General features: G+C 49.4%; 18 protein-coding genes and 1 tRNA gene. 9 read left to right on the top strand and 10 right to left on the bottom strand.

Annotated elements, in window-relative coordinates; all coding sequences use genetic code 11:
- The first annotated feature begins 262 nt into the window (after positions 1 to 262).
- Positions 263 to 550: a Bor family protein gene (locus tag ACQKDS_RS15575; protein WP_399672526.1), complete on the top strand. Its 288-nt coding sequence runs from the start codon at positions 263 to 265 to the stop codon at positions 548 to 550.
- A 194-nt stretch (positions 551 to 744) separates the two neighbouring features.
- Here ACQKDS_RS15575 and ACQKDS_RS15580 read toward each other — a convergent pair whose 3' ends face one another.
- From ACQKDS_RS15580 to ACQKDS_RS15590, 3 genes are all read right to left on the bottom strand, one after another.
- A complete protein-coding gene (locus ACQKDS_RS15580) occupies positions 745 to 1257 on the bottom strand; it encodes a hypothetical protein (RefSeq protein WP_399672524.1) in 513 nt (170 codons plus the stop codon).
- Between the two features lie 26 nt (positions 1258 to 1283).
- Positions 1284 to 1517, bottom strand: a complete 234-nt coding sequence (locus ACQKDS_RS15585; protein ID WP_399672522.1) for a hypothetical protein — start codon at positions 1515 to 1517, stop codon at positions 1284 to 1286.
- Positions 1518 to 1970: 453 nt separating this feature from the next.
- A tRNA-Phe gene (locus ACQKDS_RS15590) sits at positions 1971 to 2046 on the bottom strand.
- 395 nt (positions 2047 to 2441) lie between these two features.
- Here ACQKDS_RS15590 and ACQKDS_RS15595 point away from each other — a divergent pair.
- From ACQKDS_RS15595 to speF, 4 genes are all read left to right on the top strand, one after another.
- On the top strand, positions 2442 to 3623 hold the full coding sequence (locus tag ACQKDS_RS15595) for a NupC/NupG family nucleoside CNT transporter (protein ID WP_399672520.1): 1182 nt from the start codon (positions 2442 to 2444) through the stop codon (positions 3621 to 3623).
- A 176-nt stretch (positions 3624 to 3799) separates the two neighbouring features.
- Entirely contained in the window at positions 3800 to 5755 is a 1956-nt protein-coding gene (locus ACQKDS_RS15600; RefSeq protein WP_399672518.1) for a bifunctional 2',3'-cyclic-nucleotide 2'-phosphodiesterase/3'-nucleotidase, read from the top strand.
- Between the two features lie 359 nt (positions 5756 to 6114).
- Positions 6115 to 7455: an OprD family outer membrane porin gene (locus ACQKDS_RS15605; RefSeq protein ID WP_399672516.1), complete on the top strand. Its 1341-nt coding sequence runs from the start codon at positions 6115 to 6117 to the stop codon at positions 7453 to 7455.
- A 581-nt stretch (positions 7456 to 8036) separates the two neighbouring features.
- Positions 8037 to 10199, top strand: coding sequence for an ornithine decarboxylase SpeF (gene speF / locus ACQKDS_RS15610; RefSeq protein WP_399672514.1), 2163 nt, complete (start codon positions 8037 to 8039; stop codon positions 10197 to 10199).
- A 166-nt stretch (positions 10200 to 10365) separates the two neighbouring features.
- On the opposite strand, the gene mltC is transcribed toward speF, so the two are convergent.
- Genes mltC through mutY form a run of 3 tightly spaced genes read right to left on the bottom strand, consistent with a single transcriptional unit; the run spans position 10366 to position 12942 of the window.
- Positions 10366 to 11442 carry a membrane-bound lytic murein transglycosylase MltC gene (mltC, locus tag ACQKDS_RS15615; RefSeq protein WP_399672512.1) on the bottom strand — a complete coding sequence of 359 codons (1077 nt, stop codon included), beginning with the start codon at positions 11440 to 11442 and terminating at the stop codon, positions 10366 to 10368.
- A gap of 57 nt (positions 11443 to 11499) precedes the next feature.
- Positions 11500 to 11772 (bottom strand): oxidative damage protection protein, encoded by a 273-nt coding sequence (locus tag ACQKDS_RS15620; RefSeq protein WP_399672510.1) that lies wholly within the window; start codon positions 11770 to 11772, stop codon positions 11500 to 11502.
- A gap of 42 nt (positions 11773 to 11814) precedes the next feature.
- On the bottom strand, positions 11815 to 12942 hold the full coding sequence (mutY, locus tag ACQKDS_RS15625) for an A/G-specific adenine glycosylase (RefSeq protein WP_399672508.1): 1128 nt from the start codon (positions 12940 to 12942) through the stop codon (positions 11815 to 11817).
- Positions 12943 to 13185: 243 nt separating this feature from the next.
- Here mutY and trmB point away from each other — a divergent pair, with 243 nt between their 5' ends.
- From trmB to ACQKDS_RS15645, 4 genes are all read left to right on the top strand, one after another.
- Entirely contained in the window at positions 13186 to 13905 is a 720-nt protein-coding gene (trmB, locus tag ACQKDS_RS15630) for a tRNA (guanosine(46)-N7)-methyltransferase TrmB (RefSeq protein ID WP_399672506.1), read from the top strand.
- On the top strand, positions 13905 to 14231 hold the full coding sequence (locus tag ACQKDS_RS15635) for a YggL family protein (protein ID WP_399672504.1): 327 nt from the start codon (positions 13905 to 13907) through the stop codon (positions 14229 to 14231). The genes trmB and ACQKDS_RS15635 overlap by 1 nt, the downstream gene beginning before the upstream one ends.
- 105 nt (positions 14232 to 14336) lie before the next feature.
- Positions 14337 to 15260 carry a glutaminase B gene (gene glsB / locus ACQKDS_RS15640; protein ID WP_399672502.1) on the top strand — a complete coding sequence of 308 codons (924 nt, stop codon included), beginning with the start codon at positions 14337 to 14339 and terminating at the stop codon, positions 15258 to 15260.
- Between the two features lie 41 nt (positions 15261 to 15301).
- A complete protein-coding gene (locus ACQKDS_RS15645; RefSeq protein WP_399672500.1) occupies positions 15302 to 16018 on the top strand; it encodes a DUF2884 domain-containing protein in 717 nt (238 codons plus the stop codon).
- 145 nt (positions 16019 to 16163) lie between these two features.
- Here ACQKDS_RS15645 and hemW read toward each other — a convergent pair whose 3' ends face one another.
- Genes hemW through ACQKDS_RS15665 form a run of 4 tightly spaced genes read right to left on the bottom strand, consistent with a single transcriptional unit; the run spans position 16164 to position 18760 of the window.
- The gene (gene hemW, locus ACQKDS_RS15650; protein WP_399672498.1) at positions 16164 to 17315 is read right to left on the bottom strand and encodes a radical SAM family heme chaperone HemW; all 1152 of its coding nucleotides are present in this window, start codon (positions 17313 to 17315) and stop codon (positions 16164 to 16166) included.
- Entirely contained in the window at positions 17305 to 17901 is a 597-nt protein-coding gene (locus ACQKDS_RS15655) for an XTP/dITP diphosphatase (protein ID WP_399672496.1), read from the bottom strand. The genes hemW and ACQKDS_RS15655 overlap by 11 nt, the downstream gene beginning before the upstream one ends.
- Positions 17902 to 17918: 17 nt before the next feature.
- Positions 17919 to 18209 (bottom strand): DUF167 family protein YggU, encoded by a 291-nt coding sequence (yggU, locus tag ACQKDS_RS15660; protein ID WP_399672494.1) that lies wholly within the window; start codon positions 18207 to 18209, stop codon positions 17919 to 17921.
- Complete coding sequence (locus ACQKDS_RS15665) at positions 18206 to 18760, bottom strand: YggT family protein (RefSeq protein ID WP_399672492.1); 555 nt, start codon at positions 18758 to 18760, stop codon at positions 18206 to 18208. Before ACQKDS_RS15665 ends, yggU begins: the two co-directional genes overlap by 4 nt.
- Positions 18761 to 18776: the final 16 nt, after the last annotated feature.

Below are 18776 nucleotides of genomic sequence, written 5' to 3' on the forward strand. Positions count from 1 at the left end.
GGCGTCGCCACAGTGCCTGTGGCGGACTCAGTCCGGAACAATTTGAAAACCAGAATCTCGCTTAGGGCCGTGTCCACATTACGCGGGTAGGATCAGATAACGTCGCGACCGTGGCATATTTACACGAGGTTCGCGAAGACAACTACCAACCTAGTGATATGCGGAGTACGGTGTGATTATTTGTTAAAATTGACTCCAACCTGTAAATTAATGTAAAAGGATTATCGTTAAAGTTTTTTGCTAATTTACATAAGGAATAGTTATGAAGAAGTTACTTGCCACTGTAGTTCTCTCAATGGTTGTTACTGGCTGTGCTCAGCAAACATTTATCGTAAAAAAAGATGTAGCGGTAACACCAAAACAGATCACTACTCACCACTTCTTTGTGGCTGGTATTGGTCAGAAGAAAACTATTGATGCTGCCGCTGTTTGTGGTGGGGCTGACAAAGTTGTCCGTACAGAAGTACAGCAAACCTTCGTTAATGGGTTGCTTGGATTTGTGACCTTTGGCATCTACACTCCGCGTGAAGCTCGCGTATATTGCTCATAATCATTTTGCTGTAAACTAAGCCTGCTTAATGCAGGCTTTTTATTATTTTAAATAGCTGTACGCCAAGTAATCGGGGAAGTTTGGTAGGGGTAAAGGTGCCATCATTTGCCAAAAATAATCTACGACCCTCTCCTTGTGTGGGGTCTTCTCTAAGTAAAAATGCTCTCGTAACTTAATAATTATAATGCGCGATTTTATTTTTTAATCCTTCTCAACATAGATGCTGAATATGGTTCAGAGGCAGTTATTTCAGAAGTAATTGTTATTTTTTTTCCATTATCGGTGAGTTCAGTTGGTATACCTTTTACCAGTCTTTTATGGCTTGCTGAGTCAGTATCAAGAGGCGTAGAAAATAATCTGACAGTGCCATAATCAAAGTTAAGATCAACTTGTTCAAATTTTGCCCCTTTAACGTAAGGTACATAGATTCTGACAGAGTCATCTTTAGGTTGAAGGTTTGATATACTGACTTGTTTTCTATCGTAAGGCCCTTTATTGCCAGTGTATATGATATTTGCATTGATAAAAGGTATGTGCTGGTTTAATAAATCACTAGACTGATAGTCAATATACCCTATGTTTTTAGAATTCAACGTTGACTCATAAGGAATATCGTAAAAATTTGATCGTGTTATAAGCATGCAGCCGGCTAAACTGACTAAAGACAACAAAATAACTCCAAATGAAATTCTTTTTATTACTTTCAATTTTAACTCCTATAATTTCTTATTTTTTATATGATTGGTAAATTGTCCAATAATTGTCGCTGTAGCAACATTAGTCGATCCTTCTTTGCCGCTGCCCTAAGAGAGGCTAGAAGTTCAAGGTAGCCATCACATTCTCTGCAGGGTGCCTTATCGCTGGTTTGGGCTATCGCTTTATTTCCTTTAAACCCGGTCGCGGTGGCAGAAATGATTTCTTCATGGCTGGTTTTGTCGCCAAGGCCGGCCAGTGTTCTTGCCATCATTAAACCCTCAATATATAAATGGTTATACTCGCCGGCATCATACAGCAATCACGACTTAACCCAAATCTCCTGCTCTTGATTGCTGGTACCGCGCTTGGATATGACAGATTCGGAAAGGGCTATGCCCCGATGCATCTGTTGTTTTCCGTATAAGTCGGGCTGATGGTCTATCCTGAATCCTTTGGAGACCAGCAGAATAAGGCGAAATGCCAATTCCCTTCTTCCCCCGCGCTTTTGCATCATTATGAACAACTAGAAATGTGAGAAACCGCAACAGACCGTAGCAGGGAAGTAAGAGATAGGCTTGTTAGAGGGTGTAGATGTCTTTAACAACAAAGAGGATCTGCGAAAGTGGCGAGAAATCCAGCAAACAAATAACGTGCTGCAACGACCAGAAATCTACCGGAACCCCAGAAAGCAAAAACCCGCCTTTTGGGCGGGTTCTTTGAATAGTGGTGCCCGGACTCGGAATCGAACCAAGGACACGGGGATTTTCAATCCCCTGCTCTACCGACTGAGCTATCCGGGCAACGGGGCGCATTAAACCGTAAAGCTCTGACGACGTCAATGGGTTTCTACAACAAAGGCGATTGTTTGCTTTCTTTTCAGCCAGTAACACAATAATGATTCGGCGCCGCAAGGCGAGTTACAATGTGTTTCAACTTACTCCAACGATCGAATTCATGCTGAAAACCATAAAAAAAAAATATCAATCTATGGCGATCAATCATCGCTAAAAATCGAATGTGTTACCTGATTGTAATAAAATGGTTTTTTTTGATTGCCTAGGTGTTTTTTTGTGCATTGTGTCACTTTTATAACATTTCACCCCTGATAATGTTAATCAAATAACAACGGTCGGCTGTCTTCTTCGTCCGAGTCTGCCAAAGAAAACGAATTATATTTTGATGCATAAGGGAAAAAATGAAGTATATCGTAGGGATATTTAGCATTCTCATCATATTCGCCTTGGCTATGTTGGTGAGTAATGGCCGCAATCGCATTCGTTATCGCCCGCTGTTTGTCATGTTGGCCTGTCAGTTCTTGCTGACGGCATTACTGCTGAAAACCAATGTCGGCAACCGAGTGATCGCGGTGATTGCCGATGTGTTTGGCAACTTACTGGCGTACGCCACAGAAGGGGTGACGTTTGTTTTTGGCGGGTTGCTCAACCATGGGGAAACGTCCTTCTTCCTTTCTGTATTACTACCGATTGTTTTTATCTCGGCGCTGATCGGCATTTTGCAGCATTGGCGTATCTTGGGGTTCGTCATTAAGTATATAGGCCTGGGGCTAAGTAAAATTAACGGGATGGGGCGTCTGGAGTCGTATAATGCGGTAGCCTCTGCGATTTTGGGGCAGTCGGAAGTGTTTATCTCCGTTAAGAAGCAATTGGGGTTGTTGCCAGAGCACCGTTTGTACACCTTGTGTACTTCCGCCATGTCTACCGTATCGATGTCGATTGTTGGCGCTTATATGGTGATGTTAGAGCCGCGCTATGTGGTTACGGCACTGGTGTTGAACCTGTTCGGTGGTTTTATCATGGCGTCATTGATCAACCCTTATCAGGTTTCCGAGCAGGAGGATCTTCTGGAGGTCGTCGAGGAAGAGTCACAGAGCTTTTTTGAAGTGCTGGGTGAGTATATTCTCGATGGGTTCAAAGTCGCGATTATTGTTGGGGCGATGCTGATTGGTTTTATTGCGCTCATCGCCATGGCTAACGCATTGTTCACCGCTTTATTTACCATCTCTTTCCAACAGGCTTTAGGTTACCTGTTCTCACCGCTGGCATTTATGGTCGGTGTTCCTTGGCATGAAGCGGTACAGGCGGGCGGGTTGATGGCGACCAAGATCGTCAGTAACGAATTCGTTGCCATGTTGAACTTCTCACAGGGCGATTTTAATTTCTCAACGCGTACCGTGGCGATCATTTCAGTATTTATGGTGTCCTTCGCTAACTTTTCTTCTATCGGCATTATTGTCGGCGCGATTAAAGCGCTTAATAACAAACAGGGTAATACCGCAGCCCGCTTCGGTCTGAAGCTGCTTTACGGTTCAACCTTGGTCAGTTTTCTTAATGCCACGGTGGTGGGTCTGTTCTTTTAACCGTCTTAGCCAACTTGGCTGCATCACGGCGTAAATTCATGCATCCCGATGAGCTGACATCAGTCAGTGATTCGGGTTAGCACGTATCGCCAACGATGATGCAGCGTGAAGTATGGCGGGTAAACCGCTATCGCTCAGCATAAATTAATGCATTATTGCAATTAAACAGGGAACGTATGATGAAATTGACTTTTTCTCACAAACTAACGTTATTGGCGATGATGATTGCCGGTTCAGTCAATGCTTCCACCATTAACCTGCGCATACTGGAAACAACGGATATGCATGGCAACATGATGGATTACGATTACTACAAAGATAAAGCAACGTCGCAATTTGGTCTGGTCCGTGCCGCTACGCTTATCGATCAGGCGCGTAAGGAGGCGGCGAATACGGTATTAGTGGATAACGGCGATGTGATCCAAGGTAGCCCGATGGCGGATTACGCTGCGGCAAACTTGGAACAAGGACAAACACACCCGGTTTATCAGGCCATGAATACGTTGAACTATGCTGTCGGTAATATTGGGAATCATGAGTTTAACTATGGGTTGGATTATTTAAAGCGTACACTCAGCGGCGCTAAATTCCCCTATGTGAATGCCAACGTTTTTGATGCTAAAACCCAGCAGCATTATTTCAAGCCGTACCTGATTGTTGATACCGAAGTTAAAGACGATGAAGGCAAAACACATAATTTACGCATCGGCTATATTGGATTTGTGCCACCGCAGATCATGTTGTGGGATAAAGCAAACCTTGAAGGTAAGGTTATTGTGAAAGATATAACCGAAACCGCCAAGCAGTTGGTGCCTCAGATGCGTAAGGAAGGCGCTGACGTTGTGGTCGCGATTGCCCACTCCGGTTTTTCTGCCGACCCCTATAAAGCCCTGGCAGAAAACTCGGTCTATTATCTCTCCAAGGTCGAAGGTATTAATGCGATTGCTTTCGGTCATTCCCATGGCGTATTCCCGAGCCATAATTTTGCTGCGATTGATGGCGTTGATATCGAGAATGGCACCGTCAATGGTATCCCTGCGGTGATGCCGGGGCGTTGGGCCGATCATCTGGGGGTGATTGATCTGACATTGGCCGATAAAGAGGGGCAATGGCAGGTTGTGGCTGGTAAAGCGCACGCTCGGCCGATCTATGATGCGAAAACGCACAAAGCATTAGTGGCTGCGAAACCTGAACTGGTTAGCGTGCTGAAAGAAGCGCACGACAGTACTCGCCACTATGTCAATCAGCCGATTGGGAAGCTGTCTGAGGATATCAACTCCTATCTGGCATTGGTACAGGATTCGGCGGCTATGCAGATAATACGTGATGCGCAAAAAGCCTATATCCAAAATGCGATTCAGGGGGATCCGGATCTGGCGGAATTGCCGGTGCTTGCTGCCTCTGCGCCCTTTAAAGTCGGGGGGAGGAAGAACGATCCGCATGATTTTGTTGATATTACTAAAGGCGAATTGAGTTTCCGTAACGCGGCCGAGTTATATCAGTACGCGAATACGCTGGCTGCCGTCAAGGTGAAAGGAAGCGATCTCAAAGAGTGGCTAGAATGTTCAGCGGGTATGTATAACCAGATCAACATCAACAGTGAAAAACCGCAGTCTTTGCTTAACTGGGAGAAATTCCGCGCCTATAACTTTGATATGTTCGACGATCTGAGTTATCAGATCGATGTTACGCAACCGGCGCGTTACGACGTCGACTGCAACCTGATTAATCCGCAGGCTCAGCGTATTGAATCATTGACCTACCAGGGTAAACCTATCGATCCTCAGGCTGATTTCTTGGTGGCGGTGAATAATTACCGTGCCTTTACCGGGAAATTTGCGGGAACCGGCGCCAGCAATGTGGCGATCAATGCACCTGATGAAGTACGTTCGATTATTGCTGACTATATTCGTTTGCAAACCAAGGAAAATGGTGCTTATTCCCCAGTGGCTAAAAACAGTTGGCGTATAGCGCCAATAACATCGCCGAAAAAACTGGACATTCGTATTGAAACATCGCCAGTCGAGGATGCGCAGAAGAAAATAATGGCTGAAGCGCAACACCCGATGACGTATCTTGAAAAAGATGATATTGGTTTTGCTATTTATCGTATTGATTTACAGAAAAAATAAAAGGAGCATTGAATAAAATAAGCGTGGTGAATATGGCCGCCTATAAAAAGCCAATAGCACGTGGCGGTTACTTTATTCATTATACTTCACGTTGTTTGTGCGTTAGTGGCATCCGGTGGCTGGGGGGCTCGCCACTTGGATGCAGCGCGAATGATGGCGAGTATCTACGCTTATCTACCCGGTGTGGCACGAGGCATAGCAACATGGAATGCTGAGCATATTGATGTGCTGGTGTCACATTATTGGGTGATGATAAAACGGACTCCTTCTCGGGAGCGATGATTAGTCCATCTTTATTGTTTCTACCCGTCAATAGCGTTTACCAATTTTTAATAAAAAATAGAAAACGGAATATTTCTATGAAAAATACAATTCGGCTCAAGCGTAATGTTTCATCAATAACTTTGGGTGCGGCGCTGCTACTCTCTTTTGATATCGGTGCTGTAGAAGTAAACAAGAAAAATAATTTATTTAACGATTTTATTCATGACAGTCATGCCGACTTGTCACTACGCAATGTGTTTAAAAACCTCAGCACTGAGGATTATGGCCAGCGCTCCAATCAAACCGCCTGGGGCCAAGGCGTGACATTGGATTATCAATCCGGTTATTTAAATAATATGCTCGGTGTCGATGCCTCTTATTATGGCGTCATAAAACTAGCCGCCAGTGATGATTTCTGGGGGCGAAGCGTATTGTATAACGATCACGGCCATGCTAAAGGCTTCAATAAGCTGGGGCAGCTTTATATGAAGGCGCGTTTGGGGGATGAAGAGACCTATTTCCATCTCTATTCCGGCTGGCAGCAGATAAAAAAATGGGGGGCACTGAATAATTCGACGCGCGCGATCCCCAGCACCTATCTTGGTTGGCGCGCAGAAGCTGGGAGTGGGCCGCTACGGCTGCGCGGTGCCTACGTGACGCGTTACAGTGACAGGGATTCACCAGAAAAAATTCACTTTGTTACTGCGGATAAAAAACAGATTAACCAGATTTTCACTGGCGAATTGAGTTACGCCCAGCGTGAATATGCTGCCCGCTACTTCTTCGGGGAAAGCCATAATTATCTCCAACGTCATGGCCTTGAAATCGACTGGCGACCAGCTGATTTGGCGGAGTATCGTTTTGGGCTGAGTAGCCAACTCTATATGAATCACGGTTTGCAGGGTTGGCGGAGTATGTCGACGGGTAAAAGAACCTTTGATGATAATGCATACCATGCTGCGCTAGCGGTCAACTGGCAGGCTGGGCGATGGAAAAACAAGGCGGGCGTTTCCTATACGCATGCACGTTTATCCCAAGGTTTGGGGCGCTTCGAATGGCACTTAGCCAAACACAGCCGTGGTACCTTTAATTCGATGGCCGACAGTTGGGGCAACGATTATGTTGGCCATAGAGAGAAAATGCTTGCTTGGACGTTTGGCTATGCGGCAACGCCGGAAATTGAACTGGGCATGGTCACAAATTACGGCTGGGGTATGAAGTATCAAAACCGCAGTATCCAGCGTGGTGAAACCTTAGTCTATTCCCGTTGGACCCCCTCAGCGGTGAAGGATTTGAGCATACAGCTTTCTGGCGGCCCTTCTTGGAATTACCAAAGTCAGAATAATCAGCCAAAGCTGACGGCCGAAGGCAAACCGATGCGGGCGCAAAACCATTCGATAGAGCTGCAGGTTGATTACAAATTTAGTTTGTTCTAAATCAGATTGATTCAGCGTAGCTGGGTAAACTGCGCTGAATCAATAATATAAATATGCACTTCAAGTGGTTAATAAATTAATCGTTATTTATTTTTTTATTTAATATCAGTTATTTGATTTATTTTTTTCTTGATTTTATGCGCATAATGCTGGCTTGAAGCCGATGAAAAAACATGTAATCATTGCGAAAATTTTATCGCTAAGGCGATATTCATTACCGTAGAGGATTACGTGCATGACTGGTTTTGTGTTACAGCCGCCATTGCGCGCACGACATCTGATGTTACCTCCCTGCCGCCGTTGTTTTCTTCCGCAGCTTGCCTGTTACCCGAATACTCTTATGCGGTAAGGCTACCTGATGCTCGCTGTTAGACATTATTAAAAATAGAGTCTTACTCTGATTTTACTGATGTCTATCGGACGCGGCCGATCCCAGTTGCCGATAGTTATTGAATGCCGTGCATTACCCGGTACGTTTCGCTTTTCTGCGGCGCCAATGGCGCCATTTGTCGGGATAACGCTGTTGTCTCATTGTGTGCCTGTGGCACGCCCTCATCCTTAACCGTTTGAGAGTTAGCTTTATGAAAGAACTGAAAATAGCATCTAGCGCCAACCTGGTCGCCAGCATTGAAACCTTGCGTGAAGTGGTGCGCATCGAGCAGACCGATTTTACCGACGTGGCGGCGGTGGTGGTGTCGGTCGGTGACATTGATGCCGGTATTTTGGCGCAATTGCAGGCTACGGGCTTTCACATCCCAACGTTTGTTGCTGTTGAAGGGGAGGAGCAGCTTTCCCCTGATTACCTGCCGTTTATCTCTGGCGTATTGGCACTGAGCCATGCCAGCAAAGCATTTTACATGGCGCAATTGGAAGCGGCGGCGGATGCTTATGAACAGGCACTGTTACCGCCGTTCTTCAAAACGCTGAAAACTTACGTTGAAATGGAAAATGCCACTTTTGCCTGTCCGGGACATCAGGGCGGCGAGTTCTTTCGTAAGCATCCGGCGGGGCGCAAATTTTTCGAGTTTTACGGTGAAACGCTGTTCCGTTCAGATATGTGTAACGCGGATGTGAAGTTGGGCGATCTGCTGATCCATGAAGGTTCGGCCAAAGACGCGCAAAAACACGCGGCACGGGTATTTAACGCCGATAAAACCTATTTCGTGCTAAATGGGACTTCGGCAGCCAATAAAGTGGTGACCAATGCGTTATTGACGCGTGGCGATCTGGTGCTGTTCGATCGTAATAACCACAAGTCCAACCATCATGGTGCGCTGATTCAGGCCGGGGCAACGCCGGTTTATTTGGAAACTGCGCGTAATCCGTTTGGTTTCATCGGCGGCATTGATGCGCACTGTTTCGATGAGCATTATTTACGGGAACAAATCCGCGTTGTCGCGCCGGAGAAGGCTAATGTAGAGCGGCCGTTCAGGCTAGCGATCATCCAGTTGGGTACCTATGACGGCACTATTTATAACGCGCGTCAGGTTATTGATACTATCGGTCATCTGTGTGATTACATCCTGTTTGATTCTGCCTGGGTGGGCTATGAAGGCTTTATCCCCATGCTGAAAGAGTGCTCGCCACTGTTGTTGGAGTTAGACGAACTCGACCCGGGCATTTTCGTGACACAATCCGTGCATAAGCAGCAAGCGGGCTTCTCGCAAACCTCGCAAATCCACAAAAAAGATGACCATATCAAAGGGCAGAAGCGCCATTGTAATCATAAGCATCTGAACAATGCCTTTATGCTGCATGCGTCAACCAGCCCATTTTATCCGCTGTTTGCTGCGTTGGACGTCAATGCCAAAATGCACGCCGGTGAAGCAGGCCGACGTATGTGGATGGATTGCGTGAAGCTGGGCATTGAGACACGCAAGCAGCTATTGCAGTGCTGTTCACAGCTAAAACCATTTATCCCGTTGCAGGTAGAAGGGCAGGCGTGGCAGGACGTGGCTACCGATGAGATTGCCGGCGATGCGCGTTTCTTCACCTTCTCACCCGGTGAGACTTGGCATGGTTTTGACGGTTACGCGCAGGATCAGTATCTGGTCGATCCTTGCAAACTGTTACTGACCACGCCGGGTATTGATGCGGCAACGGGTCAGTACAGCGATTTCGGCATACCGGCGACCATTCTGGCCAACTACCTGCGTGAAAACGGTATCGTACCGGAGAAATGCGATCTGAACTCGATCCTGTTTCTGCTAACTCCGGCAGAGAATCCCGCCAAGATGGCTCATCTGGTGGATAAGTTGGTGCAGTTCGAACGGTTTGTCGAGCAAGATGCTCCGTTAAGTGAGGTGTTGCCAACGGTTTATCGCAAAAATGAACGGCGCTATCGTGGTTATACGCTGCGGCGTTTGTGCCAGGAAATGCACGATTTATACGTGAGTTATGACGTTAAGCAACTGCAAAAAGAGATGTTCCGCCAGGCGCATTTCCCGCCGGTGATGATGAATCCGCAGGACGCCAACGTGGAGTTTATCCGCGATAACGTCGAACTGGTGCCGATCGCGCAGGCAGAAGGGCGCATTGCCGCTGAGGGGGCATTGCCTTATCCTCCGGGCGTGCTGTGCGTGGTGCCGGGGGAGGTCTGGGGTGGGGCGGTACAGCGTTATTTTCTGGCGCTGGAAGCCGGCATCAACCGTTTACCGGGATTCTCGCCGGAGTTGCAAGGGGTGTATATCGAGAAGAAAGATCATGGCTGGAAGCGTATTTTTGGTTACATGATCAAACAATAAAAAGAGCCAAGATTGATGACAACATTGCCTTTGAACCCGAGAGACTCGGGGCTGGCGCTCCGGCAGCAAGCCACGTTGACCCCTTCGGCACGCTTTCCCTAATCACACGTGTTTTCATCCACTCAGAGCGGCTATTAACCGGCTCTGAGTGGATGCGTGGAACGTATTAGTGTCTACGGTAGCTCTTCTGCGCGTTGTTGACCTTCACCAGATAACGACGGGATTCGCTGGCCGGATGTTTGCTGGTCAATGTGGTGAATACATCGCCCGGTTGTAGACCGTTGATGATGCTCACCGCTTGAGTTCTGTCTTTGGAGAACACCCTCAATACGCTGCCCGCACCGCCGTTGTAGGCGGTAATCACGGCATAGCGCCGCGAGGTCGGGTTTTGAATACCGCCGAGGTAGTTGTTCTGCAATATCGCCAGATAGGCGGTGCCGGTGTCGATATTGTTGGCGGGATCAAACAGATAGCTGCGGCTTGGTGTGCCCCCTTTGCCACGCAGTTTGAACACATCTTTACCCGCCGTGTGTTGCATGACCTGCATCAGACCAAGCGCATCGGAGCGGCTGACCGCATACGGGTTGAAGCTCGATTCAGTTTGCATGATCGCCAGAATCAGCGATTCTTCCACCCCGTATTTCACTGCCGCTTGACGAATCATGGGTAGATATTTGTGTGCACGCTTATCTAAGTGATTGGGGACCAGTTGAACCGTCACTGAGTAAATAACGTGCAGGCCAGAAGTCCGTTTTTGTAACTTGTTCTGCACTAGATAGTCGGCAAAGTGTGATGCCCGCCATTCCCAGCGGATCGGCTCGCCGTTGTTGTCCAGCACCTGGCCGTACAAGAACGGCTCTTTACTGATCTGGATGTCGTTGGCATCGGAATAGAGATCGACAGAGCCGGGATCGTCGCCCATCAATAACGTCGTCACGATCGCTTTGCGCAGGCTGGCGGCGGGATCGGTTGGCGAAATCGTTTCAAAGGTGATGGTGCCCGCATCAAAGTTGATGTGGCTGCGTGTCAGATACCGATCGGTATATTTGACGTAATCTTTCGGCCCAGCGATCAGTACCTCGCTCAGACCCCAGATATTTTCGATGTTGTGGGCGAACTGGCCCATCAGAATGTCAAAGCCGTTGGTGTCTTTCACCCAGGCCTCGTTGAACTCATCGTTTTTTTTACTGGAACAGGAAATCAGCAAAGGTGCTATCACTAGCAACGCTAAAATTTTCTTCATCTTAAGCCGTAATATTTTTTTGGTGATGCAGGGGCCAGCGCCCGGCCCCGAAACAGATTATTCGCTCGGCGGTGTATAGCCTTCAATATGGACGTCATGCCCTTCAAACAGAAAACGCACCATTTCTGCTTCCAGCAACTTGCGATCGTCTGGATTCATCATATTGAGTTTTTTCTCGTTGATCAGCATGGTTTGTTTCTTCATCCATTCAGCCCAGGCCTCTTTCGAGATTTCGTTGTAAATACGTTTACCGATCTCACCGGGATACAGTTGAAAATCCTGGCCTTCTGCTTCGCGTTGCAGGTAGGTACAAAAAAGGGTTCTGCTCATGCTAATTCCTCGTTAATGGCGCTAATCCGATGGTTTTTGGCTTCAAAAATCAACCGGATATAAAGATGGTTGGCTTGGGCTTTGTTTGGCCAGTTGTTGTAGCAGGCGCTCAACCGGCGCGGCCAGCCCGACCGACGGCGGCTGGGCTAAGTTATACCAGAGACCACAGCCTTCATCCATGCCGCTACCCGCCTGATTGAGCGGCAACCACATTGGCACAATATCCAAATGGAAGTGACTGAATGTATGGCGAAATGCGGTTAACTGTTGTAACTCACCGCCTTTTAGACCGCGCTGTTGCAGCCACAGAGTTAAATCCTGCCGTTCGCTGAACTGCGGGAAACAAAACAGACCGCCCCACAGGCCTACTGCCGGGCGTTGCTCCAGCCACACGCGTTCATGGTGTTGCAGCAATAAGAAGTAGGCGGTTTTTTCCGGCAGCGTTTGTTTGGGCTTTTTGCCAGGATAGTTCGCCCAACTGTGGTTAGCGTAGGCAATACAGCCCGCGTTGAGTGGGCACAGCTCGCATTTGGGTTTGGAACGGGTGCACACCATGGCGCCCAGATCCATCATTGCCTGATTGAATTGACCAACGCCGTTGGCTGGCGTGACGTCGCTGCTCAGTTGCCACAGGCGTTTTTCAACCTCTTTCTTGCCCGGCCACCCTTCAACCGCATAGCAGCGTGCCAGCACGCGTTTGACGTTACCATCAAGGATGGGGTAGTGCTGCCCCAGCGACAATGACAGAATAGCACCGGCAGTCGAACGGCCAATGCCCGGCAGCGCGGCAATTTCTTCGAAGGTTGTCGGGAACTCGCCGCCGTGCTGTGCGACAATAGTCTGTGCCGCTTTATGCAGATTTCTGGCTCGTGCGTAATAGCCAAGCCCGGTCCACAGATGCAGCACTTCGTCCAGCGGCGCGGCGGCCAGTTGGCGTACGTTGGGAAAACGTGCCATGAATCGCTGAAAATAAGGAATAACGGTGGCAACCTGAGTCTGTTGCAACATGACCTCAGAGAGCCATACTTGATAAGGTGTTTTATCAAGCTGCCACGGCAGGGTTTTACGGCCGTAGCGTTGGTACCAGTCAAGCACTACGTGCGAGAACTGCTGCGCTTGCATCATAATCGGGTTCGTATCAGGCTGATCGTTGATGCGCGATTGCAGCATAGAGTCTACGTGGTGTAAACCGGAACTTTCCGACGTAGCACGTCAGGTACAGCAAATGGCGATAGCCGACACGTTTTATTGGCGCGTAGCAGTTAAGCGAGCCAAGTATCGGATGAAGATGGCGTAAAGCGGCCGGTGCGCTGGCCGCTAACAAGCTTGAAGTATCAAGAAGACTTGCTAAAGCGGTCTATCTTTGCATAATGCGCGTTTCCCTAATTGGCAGCCAAACGGACAGAAAGCACTATGATTAATGACGTCATCTCTCCGGAATTTGATGAGAACGGCCGCGCGATGCGCCGTATCCGTAGCTTTGTGCGCCGCCAGGGGCGGTTGACCAAAGGCCAGCAACATGCGCTGGATAACTATTGGCCGGTGATGGGTGTGGAATATCAGGCGCAACCTGTCGATCTTGCCGCGATGTTTGGCCGAGACGCGCCCACCGTGCTGGAAATCGGCTTTGGTATGGGGGCCTCGCTGGTGGCCATGGCGGGCAATAACCCGCAGCAGAACTTTTTAGGGATTGAGGTTCACTCGCCGGGCGTAGGCGCTTGCCTGGCTGATGCCCACGACGCCGGGTTGACCAACCTGCGCGTGATGTGTCACGACGCCGTAGAAGTGCTGGAAAACATGATCCCGGCTGGCTCACTGGATATGGTGCAGCTTTTCTTCCCGGATCCGTGGCACAAGGCGCGCCATAACAAACGTCGCATCGTACAGACGCCGTTTGTTGAGTTGGTACTGCGCAAGTTGAAGGTAGGGGGCGTTTTCCATATGGCCACTGACTGGCAACCCTATGCGGAACATATGTTAGAAGTGATGAACGGTGTTGCTGATTATCGTAATCTTTCCGAGAATAACGATTACGTACCACGCCCTGATTCACGCCCGGTGACAAAATTTGAATTACGCGGCCAACGTCTGGGACATGGCGTTTGGGATTTGATGTTTGAGAGGAAGGCATAATGGCTAACAACCGCAGTCGTCGTTTACGTAAGAAGTTGCACATAGAAGAGTTTCAGGAACTGGGCTTTTCCGTCGCCTGGCGTTTTGCAGAAGGCACTGCGGTTGAGGATATCGACAGCACGCTTGATGCATTCATTGATGAAGTAATTGAACCAAATGGCTTGGCGTTTGACGGTAGCGGCTATCTGCAGTGGGAAGGCTTGGTGTGCTTGCAGAAGATCGGTCAATGTACCGACGAGCAACGCGAACTGGTCAAAAACTGGCTGGAAGCGCGTAAACTGTCGGACGTGAAAGTCAGCGCTCTGTTTGATATCTGGTGGGACTAACGCCCCCAGTTGCAACGTAGGGGCCAAGCGACGCTGGCCCGGTTTACAGCAGCATTAATGGAAGGTGCCTTTACGGCGCCTTTGTTTTGTCTGGAGTGTGGCTCAGTGGTTACAACCTTGGATAACGCGTTGCTGGAAGAGATCCTGCAACAGGTTCGTCCGCTGATTGGCAGCGGTAAAGTGGCTGATTACATCCCGGCGTTGGCTGAGATCCCCGCCGAACGCTTAGGCATTGCCGTGTGTACCGTCGACGGTGAAATGTTTCAGGCGGGTGATGCCGCCGAGCGATTTTCTATTCAGTCTATTTCCAAAGTGCTTAGCCTGACGCTGGCATTAACGCGTTATCAGGAAAGTGAAATTTGGCAGCGGGTTGGCAAAGAGCCGTCTGGTTTACCCTTCAACTCGTTATTGCAGTTAGAGATGGAACAGGGAAAACCGCGCAATCCCTTCATTAACCCGGGGGCTCTGGTGGTATGCGACATGCTGCAAACGCGGCTCAGCGCGCCAAAACAGCGGATGCTGGAAGTGGTGCGGCAACTGGCCGGAGAAGACGATCTCGCCTACGATGCCCGCGTAGCGCGATCCGAGTTTGAACACTCCGATCGTAATGCGGCGATAGCTTATCTGATGAAATCGTTTGGTAATTTTGAAAACGATGTACTCACCGTTTTGCAAACGTATTTCCACTATTGCGCATTGCGGATGAGCTGCCAGGAATTAGCGCGTAGCTTCGTCTATCTGGCGAACCGTGGGCGCGATTTGCAAAACAATAAAGTGATTACGGCATTACAGGCGCGGCAAATTAATGCGCTGATGATGACCAGCGGTATGTACGACGGTGCCGGCGAGTTTGCTTATCGCGTGGGGATGCCGGGCAAGTCAGGCGTTGGCGGCGGTATTGTTACCATCGTGCCGGATGAAATGGCGATTGTCGTCTGGTCGCCGGAGTTGGACACCTCCGGTAACTCATTAGCGGGAACTGCGGCACTGGAACTGTTGTCTCAACGAATTAATCGTTCGATTTTTTAATCCTCCGTAGCGTGGGTTGGAAGGGAGTCTCAGGAGAAACTATGTTGAAGAAAACCGGGTTAGCCTTATTGTTGTTAACGGCCTCACAGGCGCATGCTGCCTATCAGTGCAACGTAAAACCCCAAGACGACGTGATTATTAGTCAGCAGAATGTGCAAGTAGTGGGCAGCAGCGGCAATCTGCAAATTTCACCGGATGGGGATGTGACGCGCGATGGCCAGACTTTGACGCTTACCGACACGCAACGCCAGAAAGCCTTCCGCTACCAAACCGCATTACGTAAGGATTTACCGTGGATTGATAACGGCGCACAGCAGCATCTGGAAAAGGCGCGTTCCGCGCTGGATAAGGTGATCGTGAGTGAGTTGGGCAGCGACAGCAATGTGCGTCATCGTCTGACGACGCTGAACCAACAATTGAAGCAGCAGATGAACCGCATTATTGAACACCGCCAAGATGGTCTGGCTTTCCATCACAAAGCGATCGATCAGGTGGAGCAGGATGGCCGCAATATCGTGCAGCAAAGTATGGGCGGCGTGTTGCAAGATAGCCTGAATGAAATGGGAATCAAGCAGGCGAGCAGTAGCGGTGGCAACCCTTTGCAGGCGATTATGGGTAACTTGGGTGGCCTGCAAAAAGCCATTCAGAACGAGTGGAACAACCAAGAGCAGGATTTCCAAAATTTTGGTCGTGACGTGTGCAACCGCGTGACAGCGTTGGAAACCCAGCGAAAAGATTTGCTCAACGCGTTGAAGTAACGTGGGATGATTTCATTCAGTGATGCCAAGCTGATGGCATCACTGAATTGATAAGTGTGGTTCGAACAGGTTCGACCCCTACGGGCTTAGCAATATACGCGGTCATTCTCGGTGTTACGCACTGAATAATCAGCGCTTTTTCGCACTATTCGTCAGCCAAAAACAGTTCTAATAGTGAGTTAAGGAACAGCTTACCTGTTTCGGTAATCTGCCAGTATTCCGCGGTTTCCACCAGATAGCCTTTTGCTAATGCCTGATCCAACGGTGGGCGAATCACGCTTTCTTCAAGGCCAGTGTAGGCGCTGAATTCAGCACGCGGTGCCGCTTCTAGCAGGCGAAAACGGTTCATGAAAAATTCGAATGGCCGATCCGCGATCGCCACATCATGCCGTTTATCCAGATAATTACCCTGCATAAAACCACGTGGATGCTTGGTTTTCGCCGTGCGCACAATACGCCCGTCACTGAACGTCAGTTTGCCATGGGCACCGCAGCCAATCCCCAGATAGTCGCCGAAGCGCCAATAATTTAGGTTGTGTTGGCACTGATAGCCCGGCTTGGCATAGGCCGATGTTTCATACTGTTGATAACCGGCAGCGCTCAGCAACGCGTGCCCCTGTTGGAAAATATCCCACAGTGCATCATCATCCGGTAGCTGTGGCGGACGTGAGCTGAATAAGGTATTCGGTTCGATGGTCAGTTGATACCACGACAGATGCGGCGGGTTGAGGGCGATGGCTTGGCGTAAATCGTCCAATGCCTCTTCCAGCGATTGATCCGGTAAACCGTGCATCAAATCCAGGTTAAAACTGCGCAGCCCAAGGCCGGTGGCGAGATGCGCTGCGCGTTTCGCTTCTTCTGGCCCATGGATGCGCCCTAGGCGCGTTAGCTTCTCGGCGCTAAAGCTTTGCACACCGATCGAGATACGGTTCACCCCGGCTTGTTGATAGCCGCTGAAGCGATCGGCCTCAACGGTGCCTGGATTGGCTTCCATGGTGATCTCGGCGTTATCTTCCACCCGAATTCGTGCCCGCACGCCGTCCAATAAGGATTGCATCGCCTCGGCGCTTAATAGGCTTGGTGTGCCGCCGCCGATAAAGATAGTGCTGATAGCGCGGCCGCTGGTCAGCGGTAAATCGGCATCCAGATCGGCCAGCAGGTGATCGACATATTCTTGGTGTGGCACAGTGCCTTTCAACGCATGTGAATTGAAATCACAGTAAGGGCATTTCTGGACGCACCACGGTATGTGAATGTAAAGACTGAGCGGGGGTAACTGCACGGTATTATTGGGCATGACGCATCGCTTCCAGCAACAGCTTCAATGCTTGGCCACGGTGCGAGATGGCACGTTTCTCATCACGTGAGAGTTCGGCGGCGGTGCGTGACAGCGTCGGTACATAGAAAATCGGGTCATAACCAAAGCCGCCTTCGCCGACGGACGCGTGAGCGATCTCACCGGCCCAACTGCCGTGGCAAATTAGCGGTGTCGGGTCTTCGGCATGGCGCAGATAAACCAGTACGCAGTGAAATTGTGCACCGCGCTGGCCTGAAGGCACATCTTTCAATACCGTTAGCAGCTTAGCCAGATTTTGTTGGTCTGAGGCGTTGTCACCTGCGTAACGGGCGGAGTAAATCCCCGGTGCGCCGCCCAGCGCGTCCACTGCCAGACCTGAGTCATCGGCAATAGCCGGCAGGCCGGTCAGTTGCGCGGCGTGGCGGGCTTTCAGAATGGCGTTTTCAATAAACGTCAGGCCGGTTTCTTCGGCAGAATCTACGCCCAGTTCGGTTTGTGCCACCACATCAAGACCGAAATTGGCCAGCAGATCGGCGAGTTCACGCACTTTGCCGGCGTTACCGGTGGCAAGAACGACTTTTTGCATAGTAAATACCTTGAATATTATTCGATGAGCGCGGCAATAACGGGCGGGATCAGTTGCGGATGTAGAATACGTATCTGCTTGTGCCGCCCCAGTTCGCCCTTTTCAATGGTGATATTGCTTTTCGCCACTTTAAATTGTTTGGCGAGAAATTTAACCAGATGGGCATTGGCCTGACCATCGACTGGCGGAGCCGTGATGGCGACTTTAATTTCGTCGCCATGCAGGCCAATGATTTGGTCGCGACTGGCTTTTGGCTGAATATAAAGCCTGATAACCAGCCCGTCCAATATCGGGGTGACGACACTCACAGCAAGAACCAGATCTCGCCGAACAGATCCATGCCCAAGTAGTTGATCAGATAAAGAATTAAGATCACCACCATGGCCGAGAAATCAATGCCACCCATTGCCGGAATAATGCGTCGGATCGGTGCCATTAACGGTTCCGTTAATTGGAACATCACCATGTCGATGGCGTTGCGCCCTTGGCTGATCCAGCTCATCAATGCGCGGATAATCATCACCCAGAAGATCAGATAACCGGCTGATTTTACCAGCGAAATCAGACCAAATAGCAAGTTATACGGGCTAAGAGAAATCGCGCCGCCTTGGATCAGTAACAACAGAGGATACTTGACGGTCATCAGTAAGAACGCTAACAGTAATGACGCGCTGTCGATAGGCCCTAACGAGGGAATGATGCGGCGCAATGGCCCGACAATCGGCTGCGTGATTTTAACCACAAACTGCGAGAACGGGTTGTAAAAGTCGGTGCGCGTCCATTGCATCCAAATGCGCAACAGTAGCACCATGACGTAAAGGTCAATAACGGTCTTGACCAGAAAAGTCAGCGTTAACATGTAGTAGCCCTTCTCC

Source organism: Serratia sp. NPDC078593 (assembly GCF_050268245.1).
Taxonomy (GTDB): Bacteria; Pseudomonadota; Gammaproteobacteria; order Enterobacterales; family Enterobacteriaceae; genus JBNNGK01.

Bases quoted from the DNA above. Each gene is read 5' to 3' on its own strand.
- ACQKDS_RS15655 (WP_399672496.1), bottom strand. From the start codon at position 17,901: ATGCAAAAAGTCGTTCTTGCCACCGGTAACGCCGGCAAAGTGCGTGAA.
- mutY (WP_399672508.1), bottom strand. From the start codon at position 12,942: ATGCTGCAATCGCGCATCAACGATCAGCCTGATACGAACCCGATTATG.
- ACQKDS_RS15600 (WP_399672518.1), top strand. From the start codon at position 3,800: ATGATGAAATTGACTTTTTCTCACAAACTAACGTTATTGGCGATGATG.
- ACQKDS_RS15605 (WP_399672516.1), top strand. From the start codon at position 6,115: ATGAAAAATACAATTCGGCTCAAGCGTAATGTTTCATCAATAACTTTG.
- ACQKDS_RS15585 (WP_399672522.1), bottom strand. From the start codon at position 1,517: ATGATGGCAAGAACACTGGCCGGCCTTGGCGACAAAACCAGCCATGAA.
- ACQKDS_RS15635 (WP_399672504.1), top strand. From the start codon at position 13,905: ATGGCTAACAACCGCAGTCGTCGTTTACGTAAGAAGTTGCACATAGAA.
- ACQKDS_RS15620 (WP_399672510.1), bottom strand. From the start codon at position 11,772: ATGAGCAGAACCCTTTTTTGTACCTACCTGCAACGCGAAGCAGAAGGC.
- hemW (WP_399672498.1), bottom strand. From the start codon at position 17,315: ATGCCCAATAATACCGTGCAGTTACCCCCGCTCAGTCTTTACATTCAC.
- mltC (WP_399672512.1), bottom strand. From the start codon at position 11,442: ATGAAGAAAATTTTAGCGTTGCTAGTGATAGCACCTTTGCTGATTTCC.
- trmB (WP_399672506.1), top strand. From the start codon at position 13,186: ATGATTAATGACGTCATCTCTCCGGAATTTGATGAGAACGGCCGCGCG.
- ACQKDS_RS15595 (WP_399672520.1), top strand. From the start codon at position 2,442: ATGAAGTATATCGTAGGGATATTTAGCATTCTCATCATATTCGCCTTG.
- ACQKDS_RS15575 (WP_399672526.1), top strand. From the start codon at position 263: ATGAAGAAGTTACTTGCCACTGTAGTTCTCTCAATGGTTGTTACTGGC.
- ACQKDS_RS15645 (WP_399672500.1), top strand. From the start codon at position 15,302: ATGTTGAAGAAAACCGGGTTAGCCTTATTGTTGTTAACGGCCTCACAG.
- speF (WP_399672514.1), top strand. From the start codon at position 8,037: ATGAAAGAACTGAAAATAGCATCTAGCGCCAACCTGGTCGCCAGCATT.
- ACQKDS_RS15665 (WP_399672492.1), bottom strand. From the start codon at position 18,760: ATGTTAACGCTGACTTTTCTGGTCAAGACCGTTATTGACCTTTACGTC.